The organism is Lysinibacillus sp. LZ02 (assembly GCF_050613145.1).
In the GTDB taxonomy this organism is placed as follows: Bacteria; Bacillota; Bacilli; order Bacillales_A; family Planococcaceae; genus Lysinibacillus_B.
On sequence record NZ_CP192507.1, the window covers coordinates 1919378 to 1934968 of the forward strand.

The following is a 15591-nucleotide window of genomic DNA, read 5'->3' on the forward strand; positions in this document are numbered from 1 at the left end:
TCGTCAAAAATGAAAAAGAAATTACCATTTGCAGTAGTAGCCTTAGGAGTAAGTATGGTACTCGGCGCATGTGCAGAAGATGAAGCAACAACAGGGGAAAAGCTTGGAGAAATTAATTTAGCGTATGTAGAATGGGATACAGAAATTGCGTCGACGCATGTAATTGGGCAAGTCCTTGAAAATATCGGGTATGATGTAACACTAACACCATTAGATAATGCTATTATGTGGGAAGCTGTTTCAAAAGGAGAGGCGGATGCAATGGTAGCTGGCTGGTTACCGGCAACACATGCCTCTCAACTGGAGCAATACGGGGAAGATGTAGTACACTTAGGTGAAAACTTAACAGGTGCAAAAATTGGATTAGTTGTGCCAAGCTATATGGACGTCAATTCAATTGAAGATTTAACGACTGAAGCTGGTTCAACGATTACAGGAATTGAAGCAGGTGCGGGTGTTATGAGTGCTGCAGAGGCAGCGATTGCAAACTATCCGAACCTTGCTAATTGGGAACTTTTACCTTCTTCGTCGGGTGCAATGACAGTGGCACTAAATCAAGCCATTGTAAATGAAGAGGAAATTATTGTAACAGGTTGGTCCCCACATTGGAAATTCGCTTCATACGACCTGAAATATTTAGAAGATCCGCAAGGCGTATTCGGTGGAGAAGAAACAATCAATACATTTGTACGTCAAGACTTAGAGCAAGATGCACCTGAGGCATACAAAGTATTAGATGCGTTTAACTGGACAACTGAAGATATTGAAGAAGTAATGCTAGCAATTAACGGTGGTAAAGATCCTGAAGAAGCAGCAACAGATTGGATCGATGCCAATGCAGAAAAAGTGAAAGAATGGACACAAGGCGTTGAATAATAAGAAATAAAGTGAAACAGCTTGCAAAATTTGTGAGCTGTTTTTTTCTATTTAGGACCAAATGGTAGGTAATTTGTTCAAAGATAAGAAAGTACAAATTTTTTCAAATTAAAAGAGTGTCTAGCTCCAGCGTCTAGTCCCTCGTCAAGCACACTGTGAGCCTAGCTCCAACGCATGTCGGAGCTAGAGAGGGCGCTTGCGCTTCTCTTAAGTATAACAAGCATTTGGTGAGCAACGTAACTACTCTCATAACAGAATAGGTGGAACATATAGCATCTAGCGTTCTTATACTAGAAAAAAGAACGGAGAGGGAGACGTAAATGATTGTTGATGGTGTGTTCTCCGGAGGCGGCATTAAAGGGTTTGCTTATGTGGGGGCTCTTCAAGTGTTAGAAGAGCAAGGGATAAAATTTCAGCGAGTTGCAGGTACAAGTGCAGGCGCTATTTTAGCAAGCTTCCTTGCAGCTGGCTTTAATGTGAAAGAAATTGAAACGATGCTAGATGAACTAGATGTAAGCACATTACTCGATCCACCTAAGTTTTTTTTCAACATTCCCTTTTTAAAGTGGATTAATTTATACAAGCGATTAGGACTGTATCGTGGAAAGTCATTAGAAAAGTGGTTTTATCAAAAACTAGCGACAAAAGGTGTGTATACATTTGGAGATTTGCCACGTGGCACGTTAAAGCTTGTAGCTTCCGATTTAACAAATGGCCGCATGATTGTGTTGCCGGATGACTTAAAAAAATACGGCATTGATAGTAAAAAATTTCCGATTTCTCGTGCATTACGGATGAGCTGTGGCATTCCATTTTTCTTTGAACCTGTCTATTTAAAAAATGGAACAGGCGATTCGGTCATTGTAGATGGGGGCGTACTAAGTAATTTTCCAATGTGGATTTATGATAATGGGCATAAAGAGCGCCCCGTACTTGGCATGAAGTTAAGTCATAATAGCGAAGAGATGCCACCACAAACAATTGACAATGCTATTCAATTATTTGAAGGACTTATTGCGACGATGAAAGATGCGCATGATAAACGCTATATTTCACGAAAGCACGAAAAAAATATTATTTTTATTCCGGTTGAGAACTATAGTGCGACACAGTTTGATCTTGATGAAGAAACGAAACAACAATTGATTAGCATTGGCAGGGAACGAACAACACAATTTTTAACAACTTGGTCGCCTGTCTGGTAGTCGTAGTCAAAATGAGTACCGAGAGAATGTTCTTTCGATACTCATTTTTTCATTAACTTTTATGCTATAGCTAACGCAAAGATTAAGTTGCTATCTATGGAACGAATATCCCTTGAGTTAAGTACGAAAATGTAATAGATATCCCAAAACAGTTTTATTCATCCTTGAAATTAGGTAAAATAATAATTCTAAATAATAAAATTATTCGGAGGATTTACGATGGATAAAGTACAAGCGTTAGCGATAGCGTTGCCATATTTACATGAAGCAATGAAGGGTGAGGCGACAATGGTTGTCGTGGATCGAGACGAAATTGTGCAAGCATATTTACCCGGTGGGAAAATCAATGTTGGTTACCAAACGGGGCAAAAAATGAACGCGGATGATCAAATTTTAGTGTCAGCACTGCGCGGTCAAAAGCCGGATTTTATCGTTGGTAAAGAAGTATACGGCGTAGAGTTTAATGCCTATGCGTTTCCGATTAAAGAAGGCACAAAAGTTATAGGGGCAGTTGGCTTTGGTGTACCAATTGAAAATAAGCTAAAGCTTGAAGGTTATATGCAGTCCATGAACGGGATTATTAATAATTTACACGATAAAGTGCATACGATTGCATCGCATTCTCAGCAGTTAGCTGCTACAACACATGAAATCAATATACAGGCGGAGCAAGTACGAGAAGATGCAGAACGCTCTAACGGTATTACAGATTTAATTAAAAATATTTCCAATCAAACGAATTTACTTGGACTAAATGCATCTATTGAAGCAGCCCGTGCAGGGGTACACGGTGCAGGGTTTAATATTGTGGCCCAAGAGGTACGGAAGCTGTCTTCCCAAACGTCATCAGCGACTCAAAATATTGAAGATGCACTGAAAAATATTAATTCGAACTTACATACACTACGTGAGAATTTATCCCAAATTAATCAAGCGACATCTGAACAAGCAACACTTGTCCAAGATTTCAGCACGATTATTGAGCAGTTAAATGAATTAAGCGTAGAGATGCGTGATTTTATGGGGATGGCATTGCGATAATTGTAGAGTAGGGTGTTAGGTGATTTTACAGAATTCCGAACGAGAAAGCCCAGTTCTTTAGTTAAATAGACTAAACTAATAAGAGGGTATTATGTTCAATATATGACCATACAGTTATTCATTAAATAAGCTTATGTAACATCGCTCAAAATGGTTATCAACCGTTGCCATGATTGATTTTTGGTGATTGTGCATAAAAAGGGGTATAAATGATGTTCATAAGAAGAGCCATGAAACGTTAATAGTGTTTCATGGCTCTTTTTGTACTCCCTAAATTTGATTTGGGAACGTTATTAACGTTTATTTTGTATACTTTATAACTCTTTAGTGAACTAAGTTATTAAAAGAAAAGTAGCCATAACAAAACGGCAAAGCCTAAAAAGCATAGTCCAAATACAAAAGAAAGAATCTTAAAAATAACGATATGAAATTCCTTTGGAGCAAATTTTTCAGAAATTAATAATAAAACACTAAATATCAATTCAATCCAAGTGAAAGTATTAAAAGTAAAATCATCATCTTCTTCATATTTTTTAAAAGTAACATAAAAAGCATTCCCTGCAATAAACAATAAAAGCAATGAACTGATGATCAATAAATATATATTCAAAATGTCTCTCCTGCTGTTGTTTCTCTTTCAACCCAATTCTATTATATCTTTTGTTCTGACGGTTGACAGCGTTCCCCAATAATTAAAATTTTCCCAAAGCGAGATTTAGGTGCATTTTTACCTTAACATTCTAAATGTGTATAAATCTTAAGTGACCTTGATTACTGCTTTTTACTTTTGAAATCTTCATATTCTCCCCAAGCTATGTATGTTACGCCTATTATTAAAGCAAGAATGCTACATACACTTAATGGGCTTCCTACATAGCTTAGCATTGCATTAAATAATTCTTCGTCCCAACTTGAAACACCTGAGCCAAAGATTGCTGCACTAATATATTTTGCTGAAAATAAAAATGCAGCTATCGCTATAAAAGCAACACCTGTTCCACGTTTACTCATTCAATACACTCCTTAACTCTTTATAATATTCTATAAAATCTTGTTATTACCTTCCAAAAGTCCCCAAACCGTCGTTTGGTAGCTTTAAGAGATTAACGTTGCAAATCCGCATAAATCTGACGCGATTCCATAATGGAGTTACGTTTCTCATCTAGGAGAGTAGGATGTCAGGTATTTTGACCATTAATATATTTCGCTAAGATTAACTTGATGTTTTGATGTTTTGATGTTTTGATGTTTTGATGTTTGCGTATTTTAATCATTTTTTAAAAAGAGGTTACGCCCACTTCGGCAATCCTGAAAATATTATATTCTTAATAGAACAAGGAACTTCAATTTAAAATAAATATTGCTTACATATTCTTATTTAATAGTTAAGTCCTTAATCGTTACATTCCGCAACTTCGCACTATACATTATTGTAGACCTAATTGTTTGTATATCATCAAAACTAGACATTTTTATTTGAAGTACTGCTCCACCTTTTAAATTCCTTATATTTTCGACTTCTATATTAAAATATTCAACAAGCTTATTTATAAAAGAGGTTATTTTATCATCGTTTCTTTTTCCAACATACAACAAAATTTTAATCTTATAATTTCTATTTTTAATTGAAACTAAATACTGATTCAATGCCCAAATATAAGTATTTTTTTCAGCATCATAATGGCTCGGATCGCCAAATTGTTTCGCTTGACCACAATGCTGACAAATTGCTATATAACGAACATGACGTACACCGATACCTGGCTGTTCAACATTTACATACACTTCATAAGGAATAAACACATCATGTGTACAAAAACTACAAATAATAGGCTCATCAAAAATCGTGATGCGACTTTTTTTGGGGCGTAAATGTTCATCTGTACCACTCATTCTTTTATCACTTCCATATATTCAATAATCGATACATGTTTTTGTAACGTATGGTCGAAGCGATTCTTTTCTTCAAACATTCGGATATCGCCACATGACGTACAGGAAAATGATTGCAATGTAAGTTGCTCCGTTACTGTTTCACCTAAAGGGCTTAAATCCATATAAACCTCACGATGCTGAAATTCATCGTTCTGACAAAATATACAAATAAGCTGCTTGTCACGAATTTTTATTTGATACGTTCCTCTTCTTCTAACCATCCATTCATCCCCTAATTAAAATACTAACTTTACTTTAATACGTTTGAAATACACGGAAGTTCCAGTATCAAATAAATTCTACATTACTAAATAATTATAATTCATTTGAAATCAACTGCATTAATTGAATTATAAACCTCTCCCAAACCCTTGTTTGGTAGTAAAACGAGCGCACATGCACTGGATACGGGGTGGTGATGGAACACCGCAACCTTACACGTCAGCCGTAGTAGAAATGTACTCGGCCTTTGGTAGCAAAACCCTCCACTAGTGTCAGCCAGCTTACATAGTTTCCTTAGATGAAATTTAAGTTGTTTTAAAAAGTTGTAGCAAGCTTGTTAAAACAATGCCAATAATAGTACCGATAAAAATAGAGAGACCCATCAATCCAATACCCATACCACTCCAGCCACCAATAAAAAAGCTGATGATTACGATAGCTACGCTAATTAAAAGGAAAGAAAGGAATATTGTACCGATGAAATTGATCGTTCTTTTTCCTTTTTAAAAGCATCGCAACAATAAAGAATAAAATGGCAGTTCCTAAACAAATATAAATGAAGATTTCAAACCCCTCCAAATTGAATGAGCCCCCTTATAGTACATGTTATAACGTTCTAATATTATTCTATTATATTTAATTATTCGACAAAGATGTAGAAAGTTATAGTTCTATTACATACATAGCTGCTATTTTAATGGAACTTCTACTGTTTCAAGAGTCTCTTCTTTTGTTAAGGGCTTATTTTCCGTCATTGTGTAAATGATCGGTGTCACAAATAGGGAAGAGGCGTTTTGATCTAAGCCAAAAATTGGTACTGTTCCAGTAAAGAAATCATTCGTAATCCTTTGTGAATGGGTGGGCGCAAATTGATAATCATTTCCTAAATTATCTTTCACATGTAAGGCAATGAATTCGGTCATAAAGTCTATGTCACCGCTAAAATAGATAATAGTTGTATAGCCTGTAGAAGCAATGCGATCAATGACGATATCCCGCTCATCACTCGAAATCGTTTTATCGACGATTGTTTCCTGTAAATCGAGTTTGTTCAGCTCGAAAGAAAATGTCCAGTCACCAGAAATGACCGACTTATAATGGTTATCGTAAAAGCCTTTCGGCGACCAGGTTAATTCGATAGATGAGTTTTGTGCTGCGGAATCTGCTACTTCATAGGTTAAAAAGCCAATATACGTATTTTCATCTACCTTTTGCATATGTTGTTCCGCTTTATACAACTCATGACCAGTGATGTTGGGTATACTCTTCACGAATTGTAAGTCATCTAAAGGTTTTTCAGATTCGATAGAAAAGGCAATGGAAACTAAATAACCGTCGTAAACAGCATCTTCTATTTTCATTGTCATGCCGTTGCTTTCGGCGGTTTGTCCGACTGCCGTTGCATAGTCGTTAAATAGAACGAGTTTTTTGTCTTCTGAAAAGTACGATAAAAGTTGTTCGATGATGGGCAGTTTTGATGCGATCGTAGGCATCGATAGTATACTAATAGAGCCAATGCCAATCGCTAGTACGGCCGCCGCCGCCCATTTAGATACATGGTAAGCCTTTTTAGGTTCTCGTAAAACATGTTGAATGACGGTTTTTACCTCGTTATTTGACACGTCAAAAGGTTCAATTTCATCAATATCGATACGCAAAAAATCTTTTTCACCATTCAAGATAAACACTCCTTTAACTTTGGATTTTTCGCTAGCTTTTTCTTTCCACGATAAAGCCGGTTTTCAACTGCGGCTTTGGAAATATGTAAAATGTCAGCGATTTCGCCATTTGTGTAATCCAAATAATATTTCATTAAAAATAATTCACGCTCTGAAGGGGGCAAATGGAGTACTTCAATCAGCAATATTTCTTTTTCAAATGACTTTTCCAAATGTATTTCAATATTGTCTTGCGAAATTTGTGGAGGTGCCTGCTCGATTGAAACGGTATCTTGATATTTTTGATGTTTTCGATAAAGTTCGATTGCTTTATATTTTGCGATTATACCAAGCCATTTTTTAAAGTCTGTTTCATCGCCCTCAAATTGATGACACTTTTGCCAAATGAGCAAAAATACATCATTTGCACATTCTTCGACTAGCATATGTCCGAAACTGTCGCCTAAAATTTTATGCGCGATTGCTTTGACATACCCTAAATATTGCTGGACTACATAACGGAGTGCTTTTTCTTCGTGTTGTTGTAGTCGTTGGATAAAATCAACCATGTTTTTCCTCCTTTTCATTCTTCTATCTACTATAACGAAATATTTTCCAAACACTCTCGCTAAAAATGAAAAATGTCCTTTATGATAGAAAGGGTTAGACGAATATGTAAACCGATGATGGTGAAAGGAAATGAACATGGAATTATTAAAAGTTTTTGATGAGCAAAAAAATGAAATCGGTGTTACTTCTCGAGATGAAGCACATATCAAAGGGCTATGGCATGAAGTATTTCAATGCTGGTTAGTCAGTAGAGAGCATGATAAGGACTATATTTATTTGCAATTGAGAAGTAAGGAGAAAAAAGATTATTCGGCACTTTTCGATATTACGGCGGCAGGACATTTATTGTTTGATGAAACGGTAGAAGATGGAGTGAGAGAATTGCATGAAGAGCTTGGCATTGAAGTGCAATTTAAAGATCTCCTTTCATTAGGTGTAATTCCGTCCTGTATGGAAAAGGCGAACTTTATCGACAATGAGTTTGCGAATGTATTTCTGTATATGCGGAACGGGTCATTTGAGCAGTTTAACCTGCAACTAGAGGAAGTAGGGGGAATTGTCAAAGTGCCGTTTGCTGATTTTCAAGCACTTTGGCAAGACAAGCTATTATCAATTGAGGTGACAGGATTTGAAGTAGGGCTTGCTGGAGAGCAAATTACAATAACTAAAATAATAGGGAAAAAGGATTTGGTACCACATCCGGCTTCCTATTATATAACCGTAATTGAACGAATCGAGCAATATTTGAAGTAAGTATTAAAGGGCGATGATAGCATCTACAGCTAAACGTTTCTAAACAGTGTATCTGCTGTTTATGATCTGAGGCTCAAAAGAAAAACAAATTGCAATTAGTATCAAATAACTTTCAAAAATCACCATATAAGGAGATTTAAAATGCTTGCATACCTTCAATAGTGTGAGATATGCACGCATTCAATATATCATAACAACCAATCGTAGACACCCGCTGGCCTTCTTAAAGAAAATGAAATATGAAGTGCTTTGATGAAAGGCTACCTAACACTCTTTCATGTTACCCATCGCTTCTTCATATAAAATGTGAAGCCCTAACTGTAATTCGCTGTCGGAGGCGTAAGCATAGGAGAGGCGAATGTGATAGGTATCTTTTGGTTCATAAATATAGCCGGGATTAATGAGCACTTTTTGCTTTAATAGCTGAAAGAAAAAGTCTGTCGTAACAATTGGCTGATTAAACCGAATCCATATATAAAATCCGCCTTTTGGAGATTGCCAAGAGGCGATATTCGTAAAGTATTGCTTCAACAATGCTTCCATCAGTACCGCTCGCCGTTGCAATTCTATTTTTAGCTCCTGTAAGTGTTGCTCATATAACCCTGTCGTTAACCAATGGGTCACAATTTCTTGTGAAAAGGCACTGGAGCCATAATCCATCTGCATTTTAATATCAGCTAATCTCTTAATAACCGGGGATGGTGCGACAACCCAGCCAATGCGTAATCCCGGACTTAATGTTTTGGACATACTGCCTAAATAGAGCACCTGTCCTGCTGTGTCAATTGCTTTTAAAGGTGGGGTGAGTTCTTCAAAGGCAAGTTCAAAATAGACATCATCCTCAATGATTGGTAAATGTAATGTCTTGCACATGTGATAAAATGATTGTTTTTCTTCCATAGACCAAATAGCACCTGTTGGGTTATGTAAGGTAGGGATAGCATAATAAATACTTTGACGTCGCCCTCGCCTTTTATCGATCGCTGTTTCATTTCGATTCGATGGATAGACACTTTGTAACTCCATGCCGAATGATTGGAAGGGATGAATTGAATTTAAATAAGAAAATGGATCTTGAAACACGATAGAGCCGGTTTCTAATAAGCCAACTGCAATCAGCTGTAGTGCCTGCAATCCACCAGAAACGATGCAAATATTGTCAGGGGATGCTGTAATATCACGCTTTTTTAAATACTGACAAAGCGCTTCTCGCAATGGTAGGCTTCCTTGCGGAGAGGAATAGCCAATCGTTCTACCATCTAACTGCAATTGTTGTAAGGAAGCTTGGATTTTTGCAGTAGGTAGTAAGTTTGGCGCTAATTCACCTGTACTAAGACGAATAATCGAATCGTCTTGTTCACACTCATTAATGACTTGGATTGTTTGGTAATTTGGTTTATGAATACTCGCTTCAATATATTTTTGCCAATTCGGCTGTTTTTGTTTGACTAGTATGTTCCAGGAATCATTGGATACATAGGTGCTCGACCCCACTTTAGAAGAGATAATTCCATCTGCCTTTAATTCATCCATAGCTTCTTGGATCGTACTACGATTGACCCCGAGCAGGACAGCTAACTGTCTTTGAGTTGGTAGCTTCGTCCCACTCGGCCACTCGCCACTTTGTATATTTTCTGTAATCCACTGGACAATTTGTTTAGATAGACTAATAGACAACGTACGATCCGGTTTCCAATGCATTTTTAAGCCTCCTTTAAACTGGGTGGGTAAATAACCAACCAATTGGACCTTTTATTGTAGTTATATCATAGATACGATAGAAAAGAATAGGAGTTGAAAAGATGGAACCGATACTACATGGCATTATTTTAGCCTTTGGACTCATTTTACCTTTAGGTGTTCAAAATGTATTCGTATTTACACAAGGGGTAATGCAACCGAGCGTAATAAGAGCATTACCAGCTGCGGTAACTGCGGCGATTTGTGATACGATTTTAATTATGTTAGCGAGCTTAGGATTATCTATTATCGTGTTACAATTCGAATGGCTTCGTTTCGTATTGCTAATCGGAGGGATTATATTTTTAATTTATATGGGCTTTGTCATTTGGCGTTCAAATGTCACAGCGTTGGACGATAAAGAGGCATTGCCGATCAAAAAGCAAATCGTTTTTGCACTATCTGTTTCCTTGCTAAACCCACATGCTTTGCTAGATACAATTGGCGTGATTGGCACAAATGCCGTCAAATACAGTGGACAAGAACAGTGGTTATTTATATTCGCCTGTATTTTAATTTCTTGGCTATGGTTTTTTAGCCTTATGACGACAGGCGCGCTATTAAAGAAAATGCAAATATCGTCTGTTATATTTACATTATTTAATAAACTATCAGCCATTTTTATATGGGGGACTGCTTTCTATTTATTTATAAGTTTGCTGAAATAAATAGGAGTAAGAAAAATAGGCGCAGTAAACGAGTAAAACAAATTTATCACACAAAAAGGGGTACATCTCTTAAGGACAAGAGACGTACCCCTCTACTATTTTACGGCAACAAATCGTAGACGCCAGTAATCAGCAGTCCATGTGCCGTCGTGATATAGCTGTGGACGAAGGATTGCTTCGCATTCGGCATAAAGCGTTTCTTTTTCAGTGTCGGTTAAATGCTTTAATAGATTGTTGCTGAACATCATTAGCCAATTTCGAATCCCATCTTCCCCTACAAGAGGCGTTGGACGTTCATAATGTTCAATGGCCACAATCTGAAAACCCGCGTTTGTCAGCATCTCTGTCATTTCTTCTTTTGTTGGAAATACCCATGGAAATTGCTCAGCTTTATAAGGTAGTTGCAAGGTTGTAGAGGCTTCTTTAATGGCATTTGTAATCGCCTGAATATTATTGGCACCGCCTAGCTCAGCAACAAAACGTCCGCCATTACGAAGTACCGTATAACAATTAGATATGACTTGCTGCTGATTTTTCATCCAGTGCATCGCCGCATTGGAAAACACAGCATCAAATGGCGTAGGGAAGTGAAAGCTTTCGGCATCCTCTACATGAAACGTGCAGTCCGGATATTTTTCCAGTGCCTTTTCAATCATCGAACTAGCCGCATCAATGCCGATTACAGTTGCACCACTTTTAGCTATTTCAAACGCAAGGTCACCCGTGCCACAACCAACATCTAAAATTTGCTCTCCCTTTGTCGGCTGTAAAAGTGATACAAGGTTTCCACCAAAGTTTGAAATAAACTGGTGCTTGTCATCATATAATTGTGCATTCCATTGTGTCATCTCATCATCTCCCTTGTCATTTACATTAAGTATATCGTTTATACAAAAAATGTAAATAATAGGTTTAAATGAAACTATTTTCTCGCTGAATCGTAGAAAAAATAAGAGAGAGGGATGGTTCATGATTTCAATACATATTAAAGAAGCTGGATACACGCAAGGAAAAACTGTTATAAACGATATCGAATTTTCGCTACCGGCTGGTCAATTAATCGGTTTGATTGGGGCAAATGGCGCTGGGAAAAGTACGACAATCCAATCAATGATGGGGACGATTCCTTATTTTCAGGGAGATATTCAGATCGATACATATGGCTACGTACCAGAGCGCCCGATATTATATGAATATTACACATTATGGGAGCACATTGATTTATTAATTCGCACGGTTGGTCAAGATGAAAATGAATTAAAACAACAGGCAAAAGCATTATGTAAGGCATTTCGTTTAGAGGATAAATTGCATGACTATCCGATTCACTTTTCAAAAGGGATGCAGCAAAAAGTGATGCTCGTGTTAGCTTTAACGCCAATATATGAATTGTATATTTTAGATGAGCCGTTTATGGGGCTTGACCCGCAAGCGATACGAAAATTGATTGAACTGATCGAGGATTACAAAGGGCGTGGGGCTGCAATTTTAATGTCGACACATGCCCTGGATACGGCAGAGAAAATTTGTGACGGATTTATTTGTATGCATGACGGAGCCATTTTAAAGCAAGGGACACTTCAATCATTACAGCAATATGAAGGGCAGCCGTTGCTAGACATCTTTGATGAGCTGATTGCAGGTGTGACAGATGGAGCTATTTAAAACCCGTCTATTACAGCAATGGCGATTTCATCGGAAGCTATTTCGTAGTGTTGCAGATTGGACAACTTATATGTATTTGTTCATTCCATTTGGAGCCTTTATCTTTTTCTTGTATAAGGAAACGATATTAAACGGAGCGTATGGCTTTTTTCACTATGTGCCAGCTGTACCCTTTATTTTTTTACTTCTTTTACTAGGAAGTATGGGATACTTGCGGACATTTGAAGAGGCAGCGGATCGGCTGTTTTTATTGCAACATCAGCGGGCATTTCGTCAGTTAAAGCGAAGTGCTTTTATGTATTCGATGTTGATACAAGCTGTTTATGTGAGCCTTTGTTTACTAGCACTTTTACCACTGTTGGTGCATCATTATCAATTTACGGCACTTGCCATTGGTCAAATCGTTTGTAGCATGATGCTGTACTTTTTAGTGAGTAAATCTTTTCATTTTCATAAGTGGATAAAAGCGATTGTTCAACTATTGATCGGAGCGGGGCTAACAGGGATGGTTGTCTATGTGAGCTTTAGTACTGTATCCATCACGATATTGCTCATCTTTAGCTGTATCGTGTATTACGAAAAGAACCATATTCGTTCGAATCGCTATTTTGACCAGCATATCAGTGTGGAACGAGAGGCCTATTATCGATGGCAAGCGCGTATTTTCATGGTAAACCCAGAGCTGGGAAGTTTAATGCCTGAAAAGCATTCATTAAAAGCGCCGCGTTTTTTAAAAGGAAGATTGTTTAAACGGTCAAATGATGCGACGTCTGAGCTGATGCTAAAGACATTAATTCGTAATAAGCGTTATCGATGGGGATATGTACGTTTAGTAGCGACGACTATTCCTTTGTATTTCATCTTGCCGTTATGGGCAGATATGACGTTACTGATGTTATCCTACTATATGTTAAATAGCTGGTTAGTCTCGGTCATGGAAGAAATAAAGGGACATGCTGTTTTTAAAGTATTAACAATACAAGAGACTGCATGGCATATGTCGTTACAACGGATAAAAAGCTATGCTATAAACTATGTGCTTCTCTTTATCGCTATAGTCATACTACTGGAAAATATTTTTAGTTAATAAGTTGCGAAATTACTAACAATAGTTGAAATAAGAGGAAATAGGGCTATAATACAAGAGCAACTAGACAATAGAAAATTTTTAGTAATCGTTTTGGCGAGGAAATAAGTGGAATAATATAAGGTATATACTATTTTTAAGATGCATCATTTAGTATCCTTATTTGTCGCAGAATGTATTGTGAGAGATAGCTAGTTTGGCTTAATACCGAAATGGTAGAGGGGGGATTTTTTTGGACAAGAACATGATGAAAAAGGAAATAATCAGTTGGTTGAACGCGATAGGCGCGGCGATCTTACTGACAGTTGTTTTGCGTTATTTTATTTGTACACCTATTCTCGTTGATGGTGCCTCCATGCTACCGACAATTGACAGTGGGGATCGTGTCATTGTTAATAAAATTGGTCCAAAATTATCCCAATATGACCGTTTTGATGTCATTGTTTTTCGAGTAGATGAGGATACAAATTATATTAAACGAATTATTGGCTTGCCTGGTGATCATATTGAATATAAAAATGATGAGCTGTTTATTAATGGCGAGAAGTTTGAAGAGCATTATTTGGAAGGACATAAAGTAGCTTTAGCCGATACGGATATACTTACGGAAGACTTTAATTTACAGGAGTGCTTAGAGGAAGAAATAGTACCAGAAGAATGTTATTTTGTACTCGGGGATAATCGCAAGAGTAGTATGGATAGTCGGAATGAACATGTAGGTTTTGTAGCCCGAGAACAAATCATCGGTACGGTTGATGTAGTCGTGTGGCCACTCCATCATTTAAGCTTTATTCAAGATTAACAAACGATTTGATAAAGACTTTGAAGAATATTATTGGTATAATTTGTATAAGTTTTTGGTGATTGATCAAGGATTAGAGGTGTAGAAAATGTTTGATTTTTTGATTATAACGATGATAGCATCTATCCCATTAACAGCGATTATTACAGCGCATCGTCGAGGACAGGCGAAAATACAAGTAAAAATGCTAGAAAAAGAAATCGAACTAGAACAGCTTCGACTAGAAACATTCAAAGTGGAAACAGACAAAATGAAGCTAGATCTCGAGCAATCCAAGCAAATGTACTTAGATACACAAAAACAAATTGCGTATCAAAATGAAGAAAGATAGAAAGTATGCCCTGTTAGTGTCCATTGGATAAACAGATGTGAACGTCAAAACAAGCTAGGTTCATATGAAACCTAGCTTGTTTTGTTTAGTAGAATGCGAAGTTTTTCTGAATATTTGTTAAATTATGATAATTAATACATAAAAATATTATAATAGACTTTAAAGAATGATTAATTAAGTAAATACAAAAGTGAGGTGAGACCCTGCTACTTAACCGCGAGTGGGAGGGAAAGTATGAATAAAATATTAATCATTGAAGATGACTGGGATATTAATGAAGTGCTTGTACTCTATTTAAAAAATGCAGGATTTGAAGTGTATGCCGCTACAACGTTAGCAGCTGGTGAAAAACGATTATTTGAAACGCCGGTTGATCTTATTTTGCTTGATGTTAATTTACCAGATGGAAATGGATTTGATTTTGCAAAGAAAATCCGTAAGCATTTCGATACCATTATTATTTTTGTGACGATTCATCATTATATCGAACAAAAATTACAGGGATTTGAAGTTGGCGGTGATGATTATATTACAAAGCCATTTATTCCAAAAGAGGTTGTTGCCCGTGTCCAAGCACAGCTACGCAGAAAAGGCACTACAATAAATGAGCAGATTATTGAACTAGATAATTTACGAATTGACTTAAATCAAAAAGAGGTATACAAAGACGGTGAACGTGTCAATTTATTTACGAAAGAAAAGAAGCTACTTTTTTATTTAGTTGAAAATGCCAATAAAGTCGTTAGCAGTGAGCAAATTATCAATGAAGTATGGGGCTTTGACGGAATTGCTGATTCGAAAACAGTTGCTGTACACATTAGCACTTTACGGCGTAAAATAGGGGATTCGTATTCTAAAGGCAGCTGGATACAAACGGTGAGAGGATTTGGATATAAATTTGTGATAAACGAATAATAACCTTTCACAAAAGTATTTGCACTAGCCACACGTTCCTTACTTCTAAAGGAGAGAACGGTTCATTTGCGTAGATAATTGAAGATTCCGAGTAAAGAGGCATTAGGTAAAAGGAGATTTTAG

19 protein-coding genes are annotated in these 15591 nt (G+C 36.9%); 10 read left to right on the forward strand and 9 right to left on the reverse strand.

Annotated features, from left to right (window positions below; translation table 11 throughout):
* The first annotated feature begins 9 nt into the window (after nucleotides 1-9).
* The 3 genes from ACQQ2I_RS09365 (at nucleotide 10) to ACQQ2I_RS09375 (ending at nucleotide 3122) form a co-directional block, all read left to right on the forward strand.
* Entirely contained in the window at nucleotides 10-876 is an 867-nt protein-coding gene (locus tag ACQQ2I_RS09365; RefSeq protein ID WP_431030254.1) for a glycine betaine ABC transporter substrate-binding protein, read from the forward strand.
* Between the two features lie 320 nt (nucleotides 877-1196).
* Nucleotides 1197-2081, forward strand: a complete 885-nt coding sequence (locus ACQQ2I_RS09370) for a patatin-like phospholipase family protein (protein ID WP_431030255.1) — start codon at nucleotides 1197-1199, stop codon at nucleotides 2079-2081.
* Nucleotides 2082-2300: 219 nt separating this feature from the next.
* A complete protein-coding gene (locus tag ACQQ2I_RS09375) occupies nucleotides 2301-3122 on the forward strand; it encodes a methyl-accepting chemotaxis protein (RefSeq protein ID WP_431030256.1) in 822 nt (273 codons plus the stop codon).
* Between the two features lie 340 nt (nucleotides 3123-3462).
* Here ACQQ2I_RS09375 and ACQQ2I_RS09380 read toward each other — a convergent pair whose 3' ends face one another.
* From ACQQ2I_RS09380 to ACQQ2I_RS09410, 7 genes are all read right to left on the reverse strand, one after another.
* Entirely contained in the window at nucleotides 3463-3732 is a 270-nt protein-coding gene (locus ACQQ2I_RS09380; protein WP_431030257.1) for a hypothetical protein, read from the reverse strand.
* A gap of 161 nt (nucleotides 3733-3893) precedes the next feature.
* Complete coding sequence (locus ACQQ2I_RS09385; protein WP_431030258.1) at nucleotides 3894-4133, reverse strand: hypothetical protein; 240 nt, start codon at nucleotides 4131-4133, stop codon at nucleotides 3894-3896.
* A 363-nt stretch (nucleotides 4134-4496) separates the two neighbouring features.
* The gene (locus ACQQ2I_RS09390; RefSeq protein WP_431030259.1) at nucleotides 4497-5015 is read right to left on the reverse strand and encodes a hypothetical protein; all 519 of its coding nucleotides are present in this window, start codon (nucleotides 5013-5015) and stop codon (nucleotides 4497-4499) included.
* Nucleotides 5012-5278, reverse strand: a complete 267-nt coding sequence (locus ACQQ2I_RS09395; protein WP_431030260.1) for a hypothetical protein — start codon at nucleotides 5276-5278, stop codon at nucleotides 5012-5014. The genes ACQQ2I_RS09390 and ACQQ2I_RS09395 overlap by 4 nt, the downstream gene beginning before the upstream one ends.
* 306 nt (nucleotides 5279-5584) lie before the next feature.
* The gene (locus tag ACQQ2I_RS09400; protein ID WP_431030485.1) at nucleotides 5585-5767 is read right to left on the reverse strand and encodes a YesK family protein; all 183 of its coding nucleotides are present in this window, start codon (nucleotides 5765-5767) and stop codon (nucleotides 5585-5587) included.
* Between the two features lie 201 nt (nucleotides 5768-5968).
* Nucleotides 5969-6958, reverse strand: a complete 990-nt coding sequence (locus tag ACQQ2I_RS09405; protein ID WP_431030261.1) for a DUF4179 domain-containing protein — start codon at nucleotides 6956-6958, stop codon at nucleotides 5969-5971.
* The gene (locus ACQQ2I_RS09410; protein WP_431030262.1) at nucleotides 6955-7506 is read right to left on the reverse strand and encodes a sigma-70 family RNA polymerase sigma factor; all 552 of its coding nucleotides are present in this window, start codon (nucleotides 7504-7506) and stop codon (nucleotides 6955-6957) included. The genes ACQQ2I_RS09405 and ACQQ2I_RS09410 overlap by 4 nt, the downstream gene beginning before the upstream one ends.
* A gap of 136 nt (nucleotides 7507-7642) precedes the next feature.
* Between ACQQ2I_RS09410 and ACQQ2I_RS09415 the strand changes: the two genes are divergently transcribed.
* Nucleotides 7643-8260: an NUDIX hydrolase gene (locus ACQQ2I_RS09415; RefSeq protein ID WP_431030263.1), complete on the forward strand. Its 618-nt coding sequence runs from the start codon at nucleotides 7643-7645 to the stop codon at nucleotides 8258-8260.
* Between the two features lie 264 nt (nucleotides 8261-8524).
* On the opposite strand, the gene ACQQ2I_RS09420 is transcribed toward ACQQ2I_RS09415, so the two are convergent.
* A complete protein-coding gene (locus tag ACQQ2I_RS09420) occupies nucleotides 8525-9961 on the reverse strand; it encodes a PLP-dependent aminotransferase family protein (RefSeq protein WP_431030264.1) in 1437 nt (478 codons plus the stop codon).
* Nucleotides 9962-10062: 101 nt separating this feature from the next.
* On the opposite strand from ACQQ2I_RS09420, the gene ACQQ2I_RS09425 reads away from it, so the two are divergent.
* Complete coding sequence (locus ACQQ2I_RS09425) at nucleotides 10063-10668, forward strand: LysE/ArgO family amino acid transporter (RefSeq protein WP_431030265.1); 606 nt, start codon at nucleotides 10063-10065, stop codon at nucleotides 10666-10668.
* A gap of 95 nt (nucleotides 10669-10763) precedes the next feature.
* Here the strand turns inward: ACQQ2I_RS09425 and ACQQ2I_RS09430 are convergent, their stop codons facing one another.
* The gene (locus ACQQ2I_RS09430) at nucleotides 10764-11516 is read right to left on the reverse strand and encodes a class I SAM-dependent methyltransferase (RefSeq protein WP_431030266.1); all 753 of its coding nucleotides are present in this window, start codon (nucleotides 11514-11516) and stop codon (nucleotides 10764-10766) included.
* A 121-nt stretch (nucleotides 11517-11637) separates the two neighbouring features.
* Between ACQQ2I_RS09430 and ACQQ2I_RS09435 the strand changes: the two genes are divergently transcribed.
* From ACQQ2I_RS09435 to ACQQ2I_RS09455, 5 genes are all read left to right on the forward strand, one after another.
* Nucleotides 11638-12333 carry an ABC transporter ATP-binding protein gene (locus tag ACQQ2I_RS09435; RefSeq protein ID WP_431030267.1) on the forward strand — a complete coding sequence of 232 codons (696 nt, stop codon included), beginning with the start codon at nucleotides 11638-11640 and terminating at the stop codon, nucleotides 12331-12333.
* Entirely contained in the window at nucleotides 12320-13420 is a 1101-nt protein-coding gene (locus ACQQ2I_RS09440) for an ABC transporter permease (RefSeq protein WP_431030268.1), read from the forward strand. The genes ACQQ2I_RS09435 and ACQQ2I_RS09440 overlap by 14 nt, the downstream gene beginning before the upstream one ends.
* 232 nt (nucleotides 13421-13652) lie before the next feature.
* Complete coding sequence (gene lepB / locus ACQQ2I_RS09445; RefSeq protein ID WP_431030269.1) at nucleotides 13653-14222, forward strand: signal peptidase I; 570 nt, start codon at nucleotides 13653-13655, stop codon at nucleotides 14220-14222.
* An 88-nt stretch (nucleotides 14223-14310) separates the two neighbouring features.
* On the forward strand, nucleotides 14311-14553 hold the full coding sequence (locus ACQQ2I_RS09450) for a hypothetical protein (RefSeq protein WP_431030270.1): 243 nt from the start codon (nucleotides 14311-14313) through the stop codon (nucleotides 14551-14553).
* Between the two features lie 234 nt (nucleotides 14554-14787).
* Complete coding sequence (locus ACQQ2I_RS09455) at nucleotides 14788-15468, forward strand: response regulator transcription factor (RefSeq protein WP_431030271.1); 681 nt, start codon at nucleotides 14788-14790, stop codon at nucleotides 15466-15468.
* Nucleotides 15469-15591 lie beyond the last annotated feature (123 nt).